Annotated in this window: 21 protein-coding genes; 10 read left to right on the forward strand and 11 right to left on the reverse strand. The window is 58.4% G+C overall.

The genetic code is table 11. The features are described 5' to 3' along the window. Nucleotides 1-20 precede the first annotated feature (20 nt). Complete coding sequence (locus FFT87_RS10065) at nt 21-425, reverse strand: VOC family protein (protein WP_219948596.1); 405 nt, start codon at nt 423-425, stop codon at nt 21-23. Between the two features lie 244 nt (nt 426-669). Here FFT87_RS10065 and FFT87_RS10070 point away from each other — a divergent pair, with 244 nt between their 5' ends. The 4 genes from FFT87_RS10070 to glpK all read left to right on the forward strand — a co-directional run bounded on the left by FFT87_RS10070 (nt 670) and on the right by glpK (nt 4,343). Further along, the gene (locus FFT87_RS10070) at nt 670-1,608 is read left to right on the forward strand and encodes a YHYH protein (protein WP_255559310.1); all 939 of its coding nucleotides are present in this window, start codon (nt 670-672) and stop codon (nt 1,606-1,608) included. Nucleotides 1,609-1,610: 2 nt separating this feature from the next. Continuing rightward, the gene (locus FFT87_RS10075) at nt 1,611-2,243 is read left to right on the forward strand and encodes a DUF305 domain-containing protein (protein ID WP_219948597.1); all 633 of its coding nucleotides are present in this window, start codon (nt 1,611-1,613) and stop codon (nt 2,241-2,243) included. Nucleotides 2,244-2,439: 196 nt separating this feature from the next. Further along, entirely contained in the window at nt 2,440-2,811 is a 372-nt protein-coding gene (locus FFT87_RS10080) for a YchJ family protein (protein WP_219948598.1), read from the forward strand. Nucleotides 2,812-2,834: 23 nt separating this feature from the next. Continuing rightward, nucleotides 2,835-4,343, forward strand: a complete 1,509-nt coding sequence (gene glpK / locus FFT87_RS10085) for a glycerol kinase GlpK (protein WP_219948599.1) — start codon at nt 2,835-2,837, stop codon at nt 4,341-4,343. A 6-nt stretch (nt 4,344-4,349) separates the two neighbouring features. Here the strand turns inward: glpK and trpD are convergent, their stop codons facing one another. Next, nucleotides 4,350-5,405, reverse strand: a complete 1,056-nt coding sequence (trpD, locus tag FFT87_RS10090; RefSeq protein ID WP_219948600.1) for an anthranilate phosphoribosyltransferase — start codon at nt 5,403-5,405, stop codon at nt 4,350-4,352. Between the two features lie 77 nt (nt 5,406-5,482). Here trpD and FFT87_RS10095 point away from each other — a divergent pair, with 77 nt between their 5' ends. The 4 genes from FFT87_RS10095 to FFT87_RS10110 are packed head-to-tail and all read left to right on the forward strand — an operon-like array spanning nt 5,483 to nt 9,674. Further along, on the forward strand, nt 5,483-6,118 hold the full coding sequence (locus FFT87_RS10095) for a heme-copper oxidase subunit III (RefSeq protein ID WP_219948601.1): 636 nt from the start codon (nt 5,483-5,485) through the stop codon (nt 6,116-6,118). Nucleotides 6,119-6,135: 17 nt separating this feature from the next. Continuing rightward, complete coding sequence (locus FFT87_RS10100) at nt 6,136-6,945, forward strand: cytochrome c (RefSeq protein WP_219948602.1); 810 nt, start codon at nt 6,136-6,138, stop codon at nt 6,943-6,945. A gap of 39 nt (nt 6,946-6,984) precedes the next feature. Then, on the forward strand, nt 6,985-8,061 hold the full coding sequence (locus FFT87_RS10105; protein ID WP_219948603.1) for a ubiquinol-cytochrome c reductase iron-sulfur subunit: 1,077 nt from the start codon (nt 6,985-6,987) through the stop codon (nt 8,059-8,061). After that, nucleotides 8,058-9,674: a ubiquinol-cytochrome c reductase cytochrome b subunit gene (locus tag FFT87_RS10110; protein ID WP_219948604.1), complete on the forward strand. Its 1,617-nt coding sequence runs from the start codon at nt 8,058-8,060 to the stop codon at nt 9,672-9,674. The genes FFT87_RS10105 and FFT87_RS10110 overlap by 4 nt, the downstream gene beginning before the upstream one ends. Nucleotides 9,675-10,158: 484 nt before the next feature. On the opposite strand, the gene FFT87_RS10115 is transcribed toward FFT87_RS10110, so the two are convergent. The 6 genes from FFT87_RS10115 to FFT87_RS10140 form a co-directional block, all read right to left on the reverse strand. Further along, the gene (locus FFT87_RS10115) at nt 10,159-10,620 is read right to left on the reverse strand and encodes a GNAT family N-acetyltransferase (RefSeq protein ID WP_255559370.1); all 462 of its coding nucleotides are present in this window, start codon (nt 10,618-10,620) and stop codon (nt 10,159-10,161) included. Beyond that, complete coding sequence (locus FFT87_RS10120; RefSeq protein ID WP_219948605.1) at nt 10,589-11,011, reverse strand: cytochrome c oxidase subunit 4; 423 nt, start codon at nt 11,009-11,011, stop codon at nt 10,589-10,591. The genes FFT87_RS10115 and FFT87_RS10120 overlap by 32 nt, the downstream gene beginning before the upstream one ends. A gap of 3 nt (nt 11,012-11,014) precedes the next feature. Continuing rightward, nucleotides 11,015-12,694 carry a cytochrome c oxidase subunit I gene (gene ctaD, locus FFT87_RS10125; protein ID WP_219948606.1) on the reverse strand — a complete coding sequence of 560 codons (1,680 nt, stop codon included), beginning with the start codon at nt 12,692-12,694 and terminating at the stop codon, nt 11,015-11,017. Nucleotides 12,695-12,699: 5 nt separating this feature from the next. Beyond that, nucleotides 12,700-13,557 carry a cytochrome c oxidase subunit II gene (gene coxB, locus FFT87_RS10130; RefSeq protein WP_255559394.1) on the reverse strand — a complete coding sequence of 286 codons (858 nt, stop codon included), beginning with the start codon at nt 13,555-13,557 and terminating at the stop codon, nt 12,700-12,702. Between the two features lie 137 nt (nt 13,558-13,694). Next, a complete protein-coding gene (locus FFT87_RS10135; protein ID WP_219948608.1) occupies nt 13,695-14,051 on the reverse strand; it encodes an iron-sulfur cluster assembly accessory protein in 357 nt (118 codons plus the stop codon). Between the two features lie 9 nt (nt 14,052-14,060). Next, complete coding sequence (locus tag FFT87_RS10140) at nt 14,061-15,479, reverse strand: dipeptidase (protein ID WP_219948609.1); 1,419 nt, start codon at nt 15,477-15,479, stop codon at nt 14,061-14,063. Nucleotides 15,480-15,517: 38 nt separating this feature from the next. On the opposite strand from FFT87_RS10140, the gene FFT87_RS10145 reads away from it, so the two are divergent. Continuing rightward, on the forward strand, nt 15,518-16,096 hold the full coding sequence (locus tag FFT87_RS10145; RefSeq protein ID WP_219948610.1) for a DUF3043 domain-containing protein: 579 nt from the start codon (nt 15,518-15,520) through the stop codon (nt 16,094-16,096). A 119-nt stretch (nt 16,097-16,215) separates the two neighbouring features. On the opposite strand, the gene FFT87_RS10150 is transcribed toward FFT87_RS10145, so the two are convergent. The 3 genes from FFT87_RS10150 to hisD are packed head-to-tail and all read right to left on the reverse strand — an operon-like array spanning nt 16,216 to nt 19,093. Beyond that, on the reverse strand, nt 16,216-17,250 hold the full coding sequence (locus tag FFT87_RS10150; protein ID WP_219948611.1) for a quinone-dependent dihydroorotate dehydrogenase: 1,035 nt from the start codon (nt 17,248-17,250) through the stop codon (nt 16,216-16,218). 50 nt (nt 17,251-17,300) lie between these two features. Next, nucleotides 17,301-17,759: a transcriptional regulator NrdR gene (gene nrdR, locus FFT87_RS10155; protein ID WP_219948612.1), complete on the reverse strand. Its 459-nt coding sequence runs from the start codon at nt 17,757-17,759 to the stop codon at nt 17,301-17,303. Nucleotides 17,760-17,779: 20 nt separating this feature from the next. Continuing rightward, the gene (hisD, locus tag FFT87_RS10160) at nt 17,780-19,093 is read right to left on the reverse strand and encodes a histidinol dehydrogenase (RefSeq protein ID WP_219948613.1); all 1,314 of its coding nucleotides are present in this window, start codon (nt 19,091-19,093) and stop codon (nt 17,780-17,782) included. A 68-nt stretch (nt 19,094-19,161) separates the two neighbouring features. Here hisD and FFT87_RS10165 point away from each other — a divergent pair, with 68 nt between their 5' ends. Further along, nucleotides 19,162-19,665, forward strand: coding sequence for a flavin reductase family protein (locus tag FFT87_RS10165; protein WP_219948614.1), 504 nt, complete (start codon nt 19,162-19,164; stop codon nt 19,663-19,665). Nucleotides 19,666-19,731: the final 66 nt, after the last annotated feature.

Genomic DNA, 19,731 nt, shown 5'->3' on the forward strand with positions numbered 1-19,731 from the left:
GTAGCCGCTCGTCGAAATCTCTACCAGCTATAGATTCGCGGAATGATCACGTGCCGTGCAGCTTGATCAGGCCCAGGGAAGACGACCATCACAGCCAAGTGGTCGGGGTCTCGACCTTCGACAACGTCGAAACCGTCGAGATGTTCTCGACGCACATGGCGTGACTGGCGTCTGAGGACTTCCTCGCAGCGCTGCAACTCCTCCACGCTGTCTGCGCTCCAAATGAGGTACTGCAAACCAACAGCACCCGAGACTCGACTCGGGTGAGCGTGCTTACCGCGCAGATAGAGCTCATAACCTTCCCCGCAGACGAGGAGCGCTGCGGATTCGTCCCGCACAGAGCAGGTAAGCCCAAGAAGGTCACAATAGAACGCAATTGATCTGTCGAGGTCGGACACGAACATGACTGCAGATGAGAGACGCACAATAACTCCTCGCTGAACGCATGCGACCCCTACCAATTAGCGAGCCCGCGCCGACGCTCACAACAAACGCCAATTCGCTTGTCATAGTCAACGCTACGCTCACCCCGCGCCAAGAGGGAGATTCTTCACTGTTTATTCAGGAACATGGCTCGATTCCTAAGACTCGCTAGCTAGTCACAGAAGTTCCATAGAACTTTCATAGCAATCGTCGCGACGATGGCTCTCACAACGATCAGGAGAGACCATGAGACGACATGTGATGACCGCGGCAGCAACCAGTGTGCTGCTGTTAGCTCTAGCCGGATGCACGGCCGCCGAGACCACACCGACCGAAACCAGCACCCCAACGGCCGACGCAACGGAAACCACCACAACGGCGACGTATGCGGCATCCAATGGCGATTGCGACGCCATGGCGGCAACTCTGCGCGATGTCGAGAGCGCGAACCCCGACCTAGTCGACCCCGAGTTATCGGCTGTCTGCGACGGGGACATCCTCACAATCTCGAGCAACAGCATCCCGGACTACGTGTACATCGCCACCACACCCGGTTCGCCCAAGGTCTCAGAAGTCACGATGAATATCCCCGTCATCCCTACAGTGGCGGATGAACCCACCGCTGTTCCCCTTCTCGGCGCCCTGGGCGTCGCCGTTAACGGTGTACCGATCTACGGTCCAACGGAGGGAACTGGCGGTGACGTGCAGTCACTTGCCGGCGCGCTCTCTGAGTGTGGGAGCCACAGCGGTCCCACGGACTTTCATCTGCACTGGTTCGGTTATGCCGACGGCGTCGATTGTCTGTACGACGCGGATGAGGTCGCGGCCGGCGAGTCGCTCGTAGTTGGCTGGGCTGCTGACGGCTACCCGATCATGTCTGGAGTTGTGTGCTCGGATGATGCGTGCAGCGAGACTGTCCAGCTCACAAGCAGTTGGCAACTCACCGACGAATCGCTCTTCGCTACTGACACGTGGGCTGCGCACAGCTACGTCGCCGGCTCGGGAGATCTCGACGAATGCAACGGTCGCATCGACAGCGATGGTCAATACCGTTATTACTCCACAACCACCTTCCCGTACTTCGTGGGGTGTTACTACGGTGACGTCGCCGACGACGCCCTTGGCGGCAATAACGCCGCGAACCCGGGTGGCGGAGCGGGCGGAATGCCCGGAGCAGGCGGCTAGCGATGCCAGGTTCCTCTCGCCAACGTGACAGCGCGCCCAACGTAGCCCGCCGCAGTTTTCTCACTTTCAGCGCACTCGCGGTGGCGGGAACGGCGCTCGCCGCCTGCACCACAACAGACGCGGACGTTTACGCTGAAACGACGGAGACGCCCAACGACACCGACAGCGGATTCTTCACTGATATGGCGCTTCACCACGAGCAAGCACTCGCGATGTGCCAACGGGTTATTGGCCGTGACAACGGAGACTCTGTGCAGTCGTTGGCCGCCGACATCCTGCAGAACCAGTCTTTTGAGCGTGGTGTGATGCAGACCTGGCTCACTGTGTGGGGCGAGAGCACGGCCCCGCCCGAAATGGTGATGGGCTGGATGGGCATGGAGGTGCCAGTCGCAGAGATGATGGGCCTCGCGACCGACGACCAAATGAGCGCTCTGGCCATGGCTACCGGCATCGCGCAGGGGCGGCTCTTTCTCACTCTCATGCGCGCGCACCATGTTGGCGGCGTGCACATGGCAGAAATGGCAAGCGAGAATGCCGCTATCGCGACAGTGCGTGCGACTGCGGAACGAATGGCCACCATCCAGAACTATGAAATCGGGATCATCGACCAGTTGGTCTCGACGACGTACGCCTAGCGCACGTACGCTGCCTCGACGCGACACAATCGATCTCGGCTTCATGTACTCGCGTGGCGTGAGTGACCCCGATGGGCGCCGACTCGATTTCGTCTGGATGAACATGTCTGACGTCCCCGAATAGAAACCCGAGTGGCGCGCGCTTCTGGCGGTCCCGCGTCGCACCGGGCCGGCCCAGAGTAGCTAATCTGGGTAGATGAATGCGTGCCCCTGCCAATCGTCCGAAATATACGACGATTGCTGTGGCCGATTCCATCGCGGCGAGGCGTTAGCCCCCACCGCAGAACGCCTGATGCGCTCGCGCTACAGCGCCTATTCGATCGGTGACATCGCCTACTTGCTGAAGACATGGCATCCCTCTACCCGACCAGCAGCGCTCGAACTCGATTCGGATGTTCGCTGGTACCGTCTCGACATCGTCTCGCGCACGGGCGGCAGCATGTTTGACACAGCGGGAACGGTGGAATTTCGAGCCCACTATCGCAGCGAGGGCGGCGCAGACCAGCAACACGAAAACAGCAGATTTGTGCGTGACAACGGCGCGTGGCTATACGTTGATGCCGTCTAAGTAGAGAAAACCAAGGAGAACCGGTGGATTACATACTCTCGATTGATCAGGGAACCACAAGCACCCGCGCGATCATCTTCGATCACGATGGCAAGCCGGTCACGTCAGGCCAACTCGAACACGACCAAATCTTCCCCAAGGCCGGTTGGGTCGAGCACGACCCCGCCGAGATTTGGAGCAACACACGTGAAGTCATCGGACAGGCGCTCTCCAAAGCGAACGTGACCCGCCACAGCATCGCCGCCGTGGGCATCACGAACCAGCGTGAAACTGCCATCATCTGGGATCGAGCAACCGGCGAGCCTGTCTACAACGCCATCGTGTGGCAAGACACCCGAACTCAGGCCATCATCGACCGCATCGCTGACGGCAATACAGAAAAATTCAAGAAGATCACCGGGCTCCCCCTCGCCACGTACTTTTCGGCATCTAAAATTGTGTGGATGCTCGACAACGTCGACGGAGTTCGCGAGCGTGCCGAGGCTGGCGAACTTGCCTTCGGAACCCCCGACACGTGGGTGCTGTGGAATCTCACGGGCGGCCCAGACGGCGGAGTGCACGCCACCGATGTCACCAACGCGAGCCGCACGCTGCTCATGGACCTCGAAACGCGCACGTGGAGCGAGGAGATTCTCTCTGAACTTAACATTCCTGCGTCACTCTTGCCCGACATCCGCAGCTCGTCCGAGGTCTACGGCACCGTTTCGACATCGAGCCTCCTGCGCGAGGTACCGGTCGCGGGAATTCTCGGTGACCAGCAAGCGGCAACTTTCGGTCAGGCTGCATTCGAGGCCGGTGAATCGAAGAATACCTACGGCACAGGAAACTTCTTGCTGACGAACACGGGCACCGAGATCGTGCACTCCGAAAACGGTCTCATCACGACCCTCGCCTATCAACTTGGTGATGATGCGCCCCGCTACGCCATCGAAGGTTCCATTGCCGTGACCGGTTCGCTCATTCAATGGTTGCGCGACAACCTCGGCATAATTTCTCGCTCCGAGGAAGTCGAAACACTTGCCGCCTCGGTCGACGACAATGGTGGCGTCTACTTTGTGCCCGCATTTTCGGGTCTTTTCGCGCCCCACTGGCGTCCGGATGCTCGGGGAGCCATTCTCGGGCTCACTCGTTTCGCGAATAAGGGTCACATTGCTCGCGCGGCGCTCGAAGCAACGGCGTTCCAGACCAGTGACGTAATCGAAGCCGCCAATGCTGATGCCGATGTCGCGATGACGGAACTGCGAGTGGACGGCGGCATGGTCGCCAATTCCGCGCTCATGCAATTTCAGGCGGACATCCTCAACATGCCCGTCGTGCGACCCGAAGTTGCTGAGACGACAGCTCTCGGTGCTGCCTACGCTGCCGGTCTCGCCGTGGACTACTGGAGTGGCCTCGACGAATTGCGCGATCGCTGGAGTGAGGGCCAGCGGTGGGAACCGCAGATGGACGACGCCGAGCGTGAGCGGCTTATCCGCAACTGGAAAAAGGCCATCACGAAGACTCTTGATTGGGTCGATGAAGACACCGACTAGGCGCTTCTAGCGGTTGGTGGCAGCAACCCACTCGTCAAGTTTCGCGCTCGCGCGCCCTGAATCAACGAGATCTTCAGCACGATCAAGCTGTTCGCGGAGCCGTTGCACGAGAGGGCGGCGGCTTTGGTCAGCGTCTTTGGCGAGTTCAAATGAGGCGAGACCCGCGGCGGCGTTCAGAAGCACGACATCACGTGCTGGCGACTTCTCGCCAGCGAGAATCGAGCGAATAACCTGAGCGTTGTACTGGGGATCCTTGCCCAGTAGCGCTTCGATTGGTGCGCGCGGGATGCCAAGCTCAAGCGGATCAAGGTCGTGTTCGGTCACGAAACCTCGCGATACTTCCCATACGTGGCTGTGGCCTGTGGTCGTCAGTTTGTCGATGCCGTCATCACCGCGGTAGACGAGTGCGGTCGCGCCACGAGTCTGAAACACGCCGACAAGAAGACTGACCCGCTCCCGGCTACCAACGCCGACCGCTGATGCTTGCGGCCGGGCGGGGTTGCAGAGAGGACCCAAAATGTTGAAGAGCGTGGGGATGGCCAGCTCGCGCCGGGTCGGTCCGGCGTGGGCAAAGCCAGGATGAAACAGCGCCGCGTACACAAAGGTGATGCCCACTTCTTTCAAGACTTCAGCAACGCGTTCAGGCGTGAGATCAAGATTCACTCCGAGAGCGCTCAGAACATCGGATGCCCCGCTCTTGCTGCTCGCGGCCCGGTTTCCGTGCTTGATGACCGGCACATCCCCGGCCGCCGCAATAATCGACGCCACCGAAGAGATATTGAGGACAGCACCGTAAGGATCACCACCGGTTCCCACGATGTCGAGGGCCATAGGATCAACCGGCAACGGAATCGCAGCCGCCAGCGCAGCATCGCGAAATCCCACGATTTCATCGACAGTTTCGCCCTTAATGCGAAGAGCGATCAGCATTGCCGCTAGCTGAGCAGATGTCGCCTCGCCACTCATTACCGACTTCATTGCCCACTCGGCCTGACTGATCGATAAATCGTTCCCAGAGACGAGTGAAGTGAGGATTTCGGGCCAAGTTGCAGTGAACGACATAAATGAAATCCTACCGATGGTGCGCGACTGGCCGGAGATTGAAAAACGAAGCCTGAGATATCCGCCATAATAGACAAGTGACCACAGCTGCCCTCAATCGCTCGCTCGGAGCCCAGTCTGTCCAACGACCGAACATTGTTGCGGTCGGTACCATCGTCTGGCTCGGAAGCGAGGTGATGTTCTTCGCCGGCCTCTTCGCTATCTACTTCACTCTGAAGTCGACCTCACCGGGTTTGTGGGCCGAGCAGACCGAAAAGCTTAACGTTCCGTTTGCGACCACGATCACGATCATCCTCGTGCTGTCGTCGGTCACGTGCCAGTTCGGAGTGTTCGCCGCAGAGCGTATGCAAGTGCACCGCACTGGCAAGCTCTTCGACATGCGCAAGTGGGGCATGACCGAATGGTTCTTCCTCACCTACTCGATGGGCGCTGTCTTCGTAACCGGGCAGGTGTTCGAATACGCGACACTCGTGTCTGAGCACGTCAGCATGTCGAGCGATTCCTACGGTTCAGCGTTCTACATCACCACTGGATTCCACGGACTTCACGTCGCCGGCGGCCTCATCGCCTTCCTGCTCGTGCTTGGACGCGGATTCGCTGTCAAGAAGTTCGGCCACAAAGAGGCAACGACCGCAATCGTTGTTTCGTACTACTGGCACTTCGTCGACGTAGTGTGGATCGGTCTCTTCCTCATCATCTACGTGCTCAAATGAGAAACGGAAATAAAGCAATGGCCTCATCGGCAGTCCGCGCGTCTCGCAAGTCACGACTTGGCGGTCGACGCCACCCTCTTGCGACCGTAGCCCTGTTACTCGTCGGTCTCGTCGGAACGGGTGGCGCATACGCGCTCTTCACCGCTAGCGCTACCGCCGAAACGAGCGCCTCAGCTGAAGCACTCGTTGAAGAAGGTGGAAAGCTCTTCGCGGCAAACTGTGCCACCTGCCACGGGCTGAACCTTGAAGGAAGCACGCAGGGCCCAACACTCGTTGGTGTCGGCGCGGCCTCGACTGACTTCCAAGTCGGCACGGGTCGGATGCCTCTAGCGATTACAGGCCCTCAGGCAGAACAGAAGCCAGTGCAGTTCACCGATGAGCAGATCCACGCGCTTTCGGTGTTCGTAGCCGCGCAGGGACCTGGTCCCGCAATCCCCGCTGACATGTACCTCACGGGCAACGACGACGTTTCTAACGGAGCGGAGCTATTCCGCATCAACTGCGCTATGTGTCACAACGTTGCCGGTGCTGGTGGAGCGCTCACCGAAGGAAAGTACGCCCCGTCGCTTGACGGTGTTAGCGCCAAGCACGCCTACGAGGCGATGCTGACTGGCCCCCAAAACATGCCGGTATTCAACGACACCAACCTCACGCCCGAGGAAAAGGCCGACGTCATCACGTACCTCAAGTACCTCGATGAGACGCCATCCGTTGGCGGGTTCACACTCGGTTCGCTCGGCCCGGTATCTGAGGGTCTGTTCATCTGGATCTTCGGCCTCGGCGCGATCGTGGCAATCACGATCTGGCTCACGGCTAAATCAAACTAGTTAGCGACCGCTTCACAGCGGACGGTTGAAGGGATAAGAATGGCAGACGACCACGGCGATACCGCCGGCAGCATGGCTGCGGGTAAGGACGTCGCGCAGCACAGCGCTCCTGCACACGATGCAGGCACCGCTGTCGTCGCAACCGACGAAGTACCCAACCCGGGGTTTCCTCCGTACCGCCCACGCGTAACGGATCTCGACCCCAAGGTTGACAAGCAACAGGAACGTCACGTTTCTGCATTCTTCTTTGTTTCGATTATTGGAAGCGTGCTCGCGATTGTCGCGTACTTCGTTTTCCCCATCGAGCCTGGCAACATGCAATCGGTGCGCAACAACACGATGTTCTTGGGTTTCGGTATCACTCTCGGCCTGCTCGGCATCGGAATCGGTGCCGTCCATTGGGCGAAGGCTCTGATGGAGGGCCACGACCTCGTAGAGCAGCGTCACAGTACTCGCGGTACAGAAGAAACACGCGCCAGAGCGATCGAGATATTCACTCTCGGCAACAAGGAATCCGGATTCGGGCGTCGCACACTGCTGCGCAACACTCTGATCGGTGCTCTCGTTGTTACGCCGTTGCCTGCCATCGTTCTCTTCCGCGACCTTGCGCCAGCTGACGATCCCGTCGCGCTTCTCAAGCACACGTTCTGGGAAGAGGGCATGCGGCTCACGCGTGACCCCAGCGGAACCCCGATCAAGGCGTCAGACCTCACCCTGGGATCTGCTTTCCAGGTGATCCCGGAGGGCATCAATGACTCCGAGCACCGCATTGAAGAGAAGGCAAAAGCTGCTGTACTCCTCGTGCGCCTTAAGCCGGAAGAGCTGGAAATATCCGAAGGTCGTGAAGACTGGAACTACGACGGCATCGTCGCGTATTCGAAGATCTGCACGCACGTCGGATGCCCCGTTGCACTCTACGAACAACAGACTCACCACTTGCTGTGCCCGTGCCACCAGTCACAGTTCGACATCAAGCGCGAAGCCGCCGTTATTTTCGGCCCGGCGAAGCGTCCACTTCCACAATTGCCGATCACGGTTGATTCAGAGGGTTACCTCATCGCACAGAGCGATTTCCGTGAGCCGATCGGACCGAGCTTCTGGGAGCGCAAGCTATGACAACCACACCAACCCAGGACGCACAGCCGAAGACACGCGGACAGCGTTTCACCGGAGCTGCAGCGAACTACATTGACGAGCGCACCAGCATTTCGGGCCTCGTCAAAGAGGTAGGTCGCAAGATCTTCCCCGACCACTGGTCGTTCATGCTCGGCGAGGTCGCGCTCTACAGCTTCATCGTCATCCTGCTTTCGGGAACGTTCTTGACGTTCTTCTTCGAAGCATCGATGGTCGAAGTTCACTACGACGGTTCCTACGCCCCGCTTAAGGGCATCGCAATGTCGACGGCAATGGCGTCGACGCTCGACATCTCGTTTGACATCCGCGGCGGCCTGCTTATGCGCCAGGTGCACCACTGGGCTGCGCTGCTCTTCGTTGCAGCCATTGGTCTTCACATGCTTCGGGTGTACTTCACTGGTGCATTCCGTAAGCCCCGTGAAATCAACTGGTTCATCGGCTTCGTTTTGTTCATCCTCGCGATGGCAGAAGGCTTTACCGGCTACTCGCTCCCCGACGACCTGCTTTCCGGTAACGGTCTGCGCATCATCGACGGAATGGTCAAGGGAATCCCGGTCATCGGAACGTGGATTTCGTATCTGCTGTTCGGCGGAGAGTTCCCGGGCATCGACATCGTCAGCCGCCTGTATATCCTGCACATCATGCTGCTGCCGGCGATCATTATCGCGGCCCTCGGTGTTCACATGCTGCTGCTCGTGATTAACAAGCACACCCAGTTCGCTGGTCCTGGGCGAACCAACGATAATGTTGTCGGCTCGCCAGTTATGCCTGGCTTTGCTGCGAAGGCCGGTGGATTCTTCTTCATCGTCTTCGGTGTCATCACGTTGATCGCATCGACATTCTCGATCAACCCAGTCTGGGTCTACGGCCCTTACGACCCCTCCCCTGTTTCTGCAGGTACTCAGCCTGACTGGTATATCGGATTCGCTGACGGCGCCCTCCGACTTGTGCCACCAGGGTGGGAAACGGAATGGTTCGGGTTCACGTGGTCGTTCTACATCATTGTTCCGTTGGTGATTCTGGGACTGTTCATCGCCATCGTGGCCTTCTACCCCTTCATTGAGGCGTGGATCACCGGCGACAAGCGCGAGCACCACATTGCCGACCGTCCTCGCAACGCTCCGACCCGCACCGCAATTGGTGCAGCTGGAGTTACCTTCTACGCAGTCCTGTGGGCAGCCGCGAGCTCGGACTTGATCGCTACGCACTTCAAGTTGTCTATTGAGGGCGTGATCCATTCCTGCCAAGCCCTGCTCATCTTTGGAACGATAGGTGCGTACTTCTTGACCAAGCGCATTTGCCTTGGACTCCAGAAGAAGGACCGCGAGATTGCCCTTCACGGATATGAGTCCGGCCGAATCGTGCGACTGCCGCACGGCGAATACATCGAAGTCCACGAGCAGCTCGACGAGTACGAGCGCTGGGAATTGGTGAACTACACCGATTACAAGCCGCTCATGATCCGTCCGAACGCTGAGGGCAAGATCACCGGTGGACAGCGCTTGCGAGCTTCCGTCTCACGGTGGTTCTTCGAAGACCGTATCGAGCCGGTGTCTCAGCGCGAGATCGAAGAATCGAAGGACGGGCATCACTAGCTCATCTTCGTAGTAATTGCCGGTAGGCCCTGATGGACGTTGTCTGTCAGGGCCTATCGTCGTTTAACAGTGGCGAGCGAAACGGTCTCCAGGATCGTGAGGCACGCTCGCGGCGCCGAACATAATCAGGAGGCAACCAGCACGGTGTCACCGAACCCCGCACGAGCTCAACGACAGAGCATCGACCTTCAAAAGCCACACGAGCGCACGATCGTGCCCAGCTCACCGGGTCACATCTACGCCCCGCACGGATCAGTAAACCGGCTGCTCGATGAAACGCAGGGCCCGTGGCCCTGCACCAAGGCCACGCTGAGCGAGGGCGTGGCGTTTCGCTGCAGCTCTCTCAGACGCCGCCGGGCAACACCAGCACGGAACATGGCGGCCGCGAGATCTATTGTTTAGATCCGGCCAGGCGCGGGCGTGAAATTACTACCCGCTCACGCTTCTGACGAGCAGGCAGCGCGCTGAGTAGCGCAGGGAGACTCTACTCAAAAACTCGCTTGAGGAAGTCCGCTGTCGAGCGGTAACCGATTCGCTCAAAAAAATCCGCCGAGCCACGACTGGGAACTGTGAGCTGACGCACGCCGCGCTCGAGACATACTGTCTCAACGGCTTCCACGAGGCGCGTGCCGATGCCGGAGCTTTGCACCGTACCGTCGACCACGAGCTCCTGCAGTTGCGCCGAACATCCGTTGGTGTGCAGCAGATGGGCAATTGTTGCGAAGGCGTAGCCGACTACACCAACGTCAGATTGTTCCGCGACCAACATAAGGGTGGTCGCCTTGTCATCGACGGCGTGTTCGAAACTAGCGTCGAACGCACCACGGTCTGGCGCATACTCAGTGCCGAGCTGTTTGAGGAGCTCAAAGACTGAGTTCGCATCAGCAGAGGTTGCCGGGCGAATCTGCACAGAATTAATGTGCGAAGTATCCGCGGTAGTACTCATACGTCCACCCTACGAGGCTAACAATCAGTAGTCCGAGGCCTATAAATGCGATCCACGCACCGATCGCGACACCCAGAAAGACGAGTGACGCGGCGGCGGCGAGAACAATGGGCCACCAGCTCCAGGGGCTGAAGTGCCCCTGCTCAGCATCACCATCTTCGATGTTTGCGTCAGCCCGGTCCTCGGCGAGTTCAGCGCCTTGCGAGCTGTGAACCTTGGAAAGGTAGAACGCAATCAGTGCCCAGAGTAGGCCGCTGAGTAGCAGAGCAATCGTGCCCGCCCACTCGACCCGCTGATGCGCCTGATCCAGAAGTGACCAGCCCGTGTAGAGCCCGGAGAGGATGATGAAGAATACGGTCAGTACCCAATAGAGCTTGACGTTCGCGTTCATGCGCTACTTCACCTTTTCGTCTGCAAGGTCGTACACCGGTGCCTCAGGGGCATCCTTGCCTGGGCCAATTCCTACCGGAATTCCGGCTTCGGGATGATTCAGATCGAAAGCCGGGGATTCTGAACGAATTCGCGGGATTGACGTGAAGTTGTGACGCGGCGGCGGGCAGCTAGTAGCCCACTCGAGCGAACGCCCGTAACCCCACGGGTCATCGACGGTCACCTTGGGCGCCTTGCGCGCTGTGATGTACACGTTGTACAAGAACGGGATCATCGAGACGGCGAGAATGAAGGCACCGATAGTTGATACCTGGTTCATCCATGTCACGCCATCCTCTTCGAGGTAGGTGCGGTAACGACGAGGGAGGGCAACGACGCCGGCCCAGTGCTGAATAAGGAACGTCGTGTGGAAGCCGATGAACAGCAACCAGAAGTGGATCTTTCCCAGACGCTCGTTGAGCATCTTTCCGGTCCATTTCGGCCACCAGAAGTAGAAGCCACTGAACATTGCAAAGACGACGGTTCCGAAGACTACGTAGTGGAAGTGAGCCACAACGAAGTAAGTGTCCGAAACATGGAAGTCGAGCGGCGGGCTAGCGAGAATGACACCGGTGAGGCCACCGAACGTGAAAGTGACGAGGAAGCCGAGCGCCCACAACATGGGGGTTTCAAAGGTAATTGAGCCTCGCCACAGAGTACCGACCCAGTTGAAGATCTTCACCCCTGTCGGCACCGCGATCAACATTGTCATGAGCGAGAAGAACGGCAAGAGAACCGAACCCGTCACGTACATGTGGTGTGCCCAGACCGTCACTGACAACGCAGCGATCGAAATCGTCGCGTAGATCAGAGTGGTATAGCCGAAGATCGGCTTGCGGCTAAAGACCGGGAACACCTCAGAGACAATTCCGAAGAACGGAAGCGCGATGATGTAGACCTCGGGGTGTCCGAAGAACCAGAACAGGTGTTGCCAAAGAATCACGCCACCATTCGCGGGATCGTATATATGACCACCCGCGACTCGGTCCATGCCGAGACCGAACATGGCTGCAGCAAGCACGGGGAAGGCCATGAGGACCAGCAGCGAAGTCACGAGCGTGTTCCACGTGAAGATCGGCATGCGGAACATTGTCATTCCCGGCGCACGCATCGTGATGATCGTCGTGATGAAGTTCACTGCACCGAGGATCGTACCGAAACCGCTCATTGCGAGACCGAAGACCCACAAGTTTCCGCCGATGCCCGGCGAGAACGTGGTGCTCGACAGTGGTGCATAGGCGAACCAGCCGAACGATGCCGCTCCCTGAGGGGTGAGGAATCCGGCGACGGCAATCAACGAGCCGAAGCTGTAAAGCCAGTATGCGAACGCGTTCAGTCGCGGGAAGGCGACATCTGGTGCGCCGATCTGAAGCGGCATAAGCACGTTGGCGAAGCCGGCGAACAGCGGCGTTGCGAACATAAGAAGCATGATCGTGCCGTGCATCGTAAACAACTGGTTGTACTGCTCACCCGTTGCAACGACCGACAGTCCAGGCTCAAAGAGCTGAGCGCGAATGACCAGAGCCATCACGCCACCAAGAAGGAAGTAGAAGAAGGAGGTGATCAGGTACATGTACCCGATGGTTTTGTGGTCAGTCGAGGTGACCCAATTCACCAAGATATTGCCCTTATGTTCGACGCTCATGAGCCCTATTCCTCGTCGCTGCTGCCGTTGCCGGGCAAGTTTTGATTCACGTTGTAATCGAGTCCGAGTTGACCCTCGTAGCCTGCTGTGCGCTGGCCCTCGATGTAGTCGTCGTACTCAGCCTGCGAGACAACCTTCACGGTGAAGAGCATGAGCGAGTGATACTCGCCACAAAGCTCGGCACATTTACCTTGGAAGGTGCCTTCCTTGGTAGGGATGAAGTACATGTAGTTGCTCTTGCCGGGGATCATGTCCTTCTTGTACAAGAAGTCGACTACCCAGAAGGAATGAATCACGTCACGCGATTCGATCTTGATCTCAACCTTTTTGTCTACCGGAAGGACCAACTGCGGCAATTCATCCACATTGATCGTGCCGTCGGGGTTGAAGTCAGCCTGAACACCCGGGCTGTAGACGTTGTCGTCCACGTAGTTGAAGTCCCAGGCCCAGCGCTTACCAATGACTTCGATGGAAACGTCGGGGTTGACCTCAACCTTTTCGATCGCTGCCTGGTCACGAGCGGTGAACGCAAAGAAGCCGATTACCAGGATCAGTGGCACGACCGTGTAGAAGATCTCGATCGGCATGTTGTAGCGAAGTTGAACCGGAAGTCCGGTCTGGCTACGACGACGACGGTACACAACGGCGGCCCAGATGATGAGGCCCCACGTAATGACACCCACGATCAGAAGAACGATCCACGACGTCACCCACAGTCCGATGATGCTGCTCGTGTGGTTGGTGGTATCGGGACTACCGGGCAAGTAACCCTGAAGCTGATCTTGGGTACACCCGGCCAACACCAGCGTAGTAACCAGAGCGATGGGGATTGCTGCCCATCGATTTCGGCGGTTGGAGCGCACCTGAGACCTCTCGAAGAACACGGACTAATACCTTTCCAGTCTATATGGAGCTAGAGGGGGTAAGGATTACCGGCTCGCCCCACACAAGCGAAAAGGTGCACCAATTAGGCGCACCTTCTCAAAAAATTGCCGCGAAATTAGTTGAAGCTGTCGCCACAGGCGCAGCTACCTTCCGCGTTCGGGTTATCGATAGTGAAGCCCTGCTTCTCGATCGTGTCTTCAAAATCAATGCTCGCACCGTCGAGGTACGGAACACTCATTTTATCGACAACCACCTCGACACCCTCACCGAAATCACGGCTGACATCGCCGTCGAGAGTGCGCTCATCAAAGTAGAGCTGGTAGATGAGTCCCGAGCATCCGCCCGGCTGCACAGCCAAACGCAAACGCAGGTCATCACGACCTTCTTGCGACATGAGGCTACGAACCTTGTTCGATGCAGCCTCCGTGAGCGCGACCCCGTGGGTGGCAGTTTCAACAGCGGATTCAGTCATGCGGCAATTCTACGCCCGACGTTCCAACTTTGCGAGCAGCAACGCCTCAGTGAGGATGGCGCGCTTGAAGACTCCGAGGTGCAATGACTCGTTCGGGCTGTGGGCACGCGACTCGGGGTCTTCTACGCCGGTGACCAAAATTTGTGCCTCGGGGAAGACAGCAACGAGATCGGAAATGAACGGAATCGACCCGCCGATTCCGGTCTCAAGAGGCTCGTTGCCCCACGCCTCGTGCATCGCAGTCTTGACGACCTCAACAGCCCAGCCGCTGGTATCGACCAGGAAAGGGCTGCCGCGATCGACATCCGAGATCTCAAGGTGAGCACCGAAGGGTGCATTGGCCTCAAGGTGAGATTGCAACGCTTCGAACGCGTCATCAGGATCTTGACCTGGAGCGATTCGTGCGCTGAGTTTCACGGTTACGGCTGGCGACAACGTATTGGATGCGTTCATCACAGTCGGAGCATCAATACCCGTGATGGTGATCGCCGGCTTGTCCCAGAGCCGTCCGAGGATGCTGCCAGTTCCGATCGAAGTGACGCCGTCGAGAAGGCCTGCTTCATGTCGCAGCTTTTCTTCGCTGTAGTCAGGAGTCTCGCCATCACGGCTCGTTAGCCCTTCGACAGCGACCGCACCGGATTCGTCGTGCAACGTTGCTAGCAGTCTGATCGTCGCAAGCATGGCATCAGGAACCGCTCCCCCAAACATTCCTGAGTGTGAAGCGTGGGCAAGCGTCGAGACCTTCAGCTTGAACGTGACATTGCCACGCAGGCCAACGGTAAGAGACGGCGTAGCGATATCCCAATTGTCGGAATCCGCGACCACAATGACATCTGCGGCTAATTTTTCCCGATTCTCGGTGATGAAATTAGCAAACGACTTCGACCCAAATTCTTCTTCGCCCTCGAAAAAAACCACGAGGCCAAGATCGAAATCTTCACCGACGGTAGAAACGAAGGCGCGAATTGCCCCAACATGCGCCATTATGCCTGCCTTGTCATCCGCAGCACCTCGGCCATACAGCCGATCGCCACGCACTGTCGGCTCGAACGGAGGCGAATCCCAATCTTCATCCTGACCGGGAGGCTGGACATCGTGATGGGCGTACAAAAGGATGGTCGGCTTGCCATTTTTGGCCTTACGCGTGGCGAGAACCGCCGGATGACCTAGCGTCGATTCATTGATGGGCGCCCGCGCTACCTCAACACTGTCGAATATCCCCATGTTGTCAATAAGGCTCATTGCGGCTTCGGCGCTGCGGGTAACGTGCTCTGGATCGAAGCCATCCCACGAGACCGAGGGAATTTTCACGAGCGAGGACAGCTCCGCGATAGTTGTGGGCATTGCGGCTACAACAGCCTCGGAGAGTCGTGTGAGGAGGGGGTCTGGAGTTGTCGACGCGGATGTCGGCTGCGGCGTGTGAGTCATACGGCTAATCTTAGATTGACATCAACGCAAGGAACCCAGTGGCAAAAGTATCTTCATCCGACAGCAACTCGACTCCCGATGACTCGGTTAACCATGAAAGTGTCACCGGAAAGGGTCGCCCCACCCCCACCCGCAAAGAGCGCGAAGCAGCCAATCAGCGGCCGTTAGTTTCCAGCGACCGCAAGGAAGCTCGCCGCGCGTCCCGCACGCAAATGCAGGCAGAACGTGAGCGCGCTCGCATCGGCATGGCGAACGGTGAAGAGAAGTACCTCCCGATTCGCGACCGCGGCCCGCAGAAGCGCTACGTTCGCGACTACGTAGACGCTCGATTCAGCGTTGGCGAATTGCTCGTGCCCGCGATGTTCATTGCGATCCTGCTCACCCTCATCGATGTGCCAGCCGCACAAATCCTCGGCTTGACCGCGCTCTGGGCCTTCTTCCTGATTGCCGCAGCTGACGCGATTCTTCTTGGCCTCCGCCTTCGTCGCAAAGTCAAAGAAAAGTTTGGCGAATCGCACGCTGAAAAGATTCGTTGGTATGCCGCAATGCGATCGCTACAAATGCGGATCATGCGCCTTCCCAAGCCGCAGGTCAAGCGCCGACAGTTTCCCAGTTAGACGACGTGAGTCGCTCAGCGGTTCATAACGTGAGCCGCTGAGTTTCTTCGCGCTCACCTTGATGGGCCGCATCCTCAGCTAGCCCCTGGGTCGCTAGGCTGCCCTGCAGGCACCGCTGGTTATACGGAACGCTCCGTCCGGAGCAGTGAAGCAAGCCTCCGGTTGATCGAACGCGCCCAGAACGGGCCACGGTAGATAAAGCCGGTGTATCCCTGGACCAGCGTCGCGCCCTCGCGCAATCGTTCGGCGACGTCTTCTGCGGTTTCGACGCCACCAACGCTGATTACGCAGAATTCGGCGGGAACAACGGAACGGATTACCCGTAGCAGCTCACGGGAGCGCTCAGCGACTGGTCGACCAGAGACTCCCCCGGCACCTGCTGCCTCAACGATTTCGGGTGCCGTCTCCAGCCCTTCACGCGAGAGCGTCGTGTTTGTCGCAATGATGCCGTCGAGTTCTTCGACCGCAAGGCGGGCGATCGCGCTGGCTTCGTCATCCGAAACATCGGGGGCAATCTTGACAAGCACTGGCGTGTCTCCCGCGGCAGCTTTCACGGCCGTGAGTAGCGGCTTAAGTTTGTCAATCTCCTGCAGCCCACGTAGCCCCGGCGTATTGGGGGAACTCACGTTGACCACGAGATAGTCGGCCAACGGAGCCAAGGCCCGAGCACTCGTGAGGTAATCGGCAACAGCATTCTCGACCGCTACAACGCGAGACTTGCCAATGTTGATCCCAATAATGGGCCGCGGAGCTTGCCGGCGGGCGCGCTCAATCACTACAGCTGCTTTAGCTGCCCCCGCATTATTGAACCCCATCCGATTGATAACGCCGCGGTCGGCAACAAGGCGAAAGAGCCGAGGCTTGGGGTTTCCTGGCTGCGGCAACGCGGTAATCGTGCCGACCTCAACGTGACTGAACCCGAGCTGGCCAAGACCCAGAATTGCCACACCAGACTTATCAAACCCCGCGGCGACGCCGAACGGCGAATCGAAGGTCAGGCCAAGCGTCTCGACACGAAGCGCAGGGTCTGGCGCGCGTTTCAGCAAGCGGCCGACACCAGTCGACGGAAGCGCTCGAATTACCGAGAACGCCAAGGAGTGAGCGAACTCGGGGTCAAGCCTCTTGAGAACGGTGCGGAAGAAGAACTCATACATAGGCAGCGACGCTCTCAGCGATAGAAGAAGGTGAAGAAATCAGGGGCGAATTAGGAAGTTGTGCCGTGATCCAAACGGAGTTGACTAATCGCCGCATCAAAGTCGTCGAGTGAGTCAAACGCTTGGTACACGCTCGCAAAGCGCAGATAGGCAACTTCGTCGAGGTCGCGCAGCGGCGAAAGAATCGCCAAGCCGATTTCGTTCGCGTCAATCTGAGCCGTGCCGGTAGCGCGGATCGACTCTTCAACTTTTTGGGCGAGCACAGCCAGATCAGTGTCGGTAACGGGGCGGCCCTGACATGCTTTGCGAACACCGCTGACGATCTTTTCGCGGCTAAACGATTCGACAACTCCATTGCGCTTGATCACATTGAGCGATGCCGTCTCTGTCGTGGAGAACCGTCGGCCACACTCGGGGCACTGGCGTCGTCGACGAATCGATAGGCCGTCATCGCTCGTGCGGGAATCAACAACCCTGCTGTCAGGATGCCTACAAAAAGGGCAATACATAGTGACTCAATGGTACCCGGTCAGTGGTCGCTGAACCGCGCACTCACAGCCGCTCCGTGGGCGGGCAGGTCCTCAGCAGCGCTCAACGCCACGATGTGCGGTTCAAGAGCACGCAGGGCGTCGTGGCTGTACCGGATGACCTGCTGCGGCCGCAAGAATGTGTACGCGCCGAGTCCAGATGAGAAGCGCGACTGCCCTCCCGTCGGAAGCACGTGATTGGAACCCGCCAAGTAGTCGCCGAGGCTCACAGGAGACTGCTCCCCCAAGAAAATTGCTCCTGCGTTGTCAATCATGTCGAGAACAGTCCCAGACTCTTCAGTCTGAATTTCAAGGTGTTCAGGGCCATAGGCATTGCTGAGGGCCGCTGCTGCAGCCATGTCGCTAACCAGGACGATTGCGGACTGTTGACCGTCAAGGGCGATGCTGGCTCGCTCGGAATGCGGCGTAGCAGCACGTTGCTTCTCCAGCTCAACCCTCACGGCGTCGGCCAGCTCTTCGGAGTCAGTCACCAGAACGGCAGCCGCGAGCTCATCGTGCTCGGCTTGACTCAGGAGATCTGCCGCAACAAGCCGGGGATCAGCACTGGCATCCGCAATAATCAGAATCTCGGTCGGGCCTGCCTCAGAGTCGATGCCAACGATGCCGCGAACAGCACGCTTAGCAGCGGCAACATAAACGTTTCCCGGGCCAGTAATAATGTCAACCGGGTCCAAGCCCAGCTCTGGGACTCCGTAGGCGAATGCACCGATAGCACCGGCTCCTCCCATCGCATAGACCTCGTCGACGCCGAGCAAGCCTGCAGCACCCAAGATTGTTGGATGCACCGCTCCCCCGAAGTTGCGTTGCGGTGGCGACGCAAGAGCCACGGATGAGACGCCAGCTACCTGAGCCGGAACGACGTTCATGATCACGCTCGACGGATAGACCGCCTTGCCCCCTGGCACATAGAGGCCAACGCGATTAACGGGTTGCCAGCGCTGCACAATCTCGGCGCCGTCACCCAGTGAGGTCATCATAGGCGGCGGCACTTGCGCCTTACTTGCCGTGCGAACACGATCGATCGCAAGCTCAAGGGCTTCGCGTACGGCCGGCACAAGGGCGCGGGTTGCTCGAGTAATTTCATCGGCATGAATGCGTACGCGATCTGGTCGCACTCGATCGAGACGTTCAGCTTGCTCAAGGAGGGCCTGTTCGCCTCGCTCTCGAACATCATCGATCAGCTGAATCGCGGTAGCGGAAGCAACGGAGACATCCATTTGAGCGCGAGGGATGACACGGGAAAGTTCAGCGCGGCTCAGTGCGGCGGCGCGAAGATCAATTGTATTCAGCGACATGGCCTCACCATGTTAGTTCGTTCTGTCTTCGGAATTCTTGTGCTCCGATTAGGGTTGATACAGAGCCTATGAATAATTCAGCAGCAGCAGAGGGAATCGACGCGTTTAAAAGCGCCTTCAGACGACACGCGGCCGGCGTCGCGGTGGTGACATCCCTCGCCCCCGATGGACATCCAGTGGGATTCACCGCTACGTCACTGGCATCGTTGGCCGCAGTGCCCCCACTCGCGACCTTCAACATGGCCCAAGTCTCAAGCTCGTGGCCCGCGATCACTTTAGGCAACAGAGTTGCCATTCACATGCTGGGACCACGGAGCCGCCACCTTGCTGAACTCATGGCTGCGGCCCATGATCTCCGGTTTATTGGCGATCATTGGCACGCCGACGACGGCGGGTTGCCGCTGCTCAACGGAGCGACAGCAATCGCTATTGGACACATCGTCGATGTGCACCCGGTGCACAATAACGCCATTGTCGTCGTTGAAATCGACAATGGCATTCTGGGTGAAGAAGACGAAGCTCTGCTCTATCACGAGCGCGCTTATATGCGCCCTCACCCTCTCGAAGGCTAAAGCCGCCTGTCGCTCTGTGACCTATTCAGCCCGAGGTCACCATAGCGACTCGATTCCGCGAACGTT

The organism is Salinibacterium sp. M195 (assembly GCF_019443965.1).
Classification (GTDB): domain Bacteria; phylum Actinomycetota; class Actinomycetes; order Actinomycetales; family Microbacteriaceae; genus Rhodoglobus.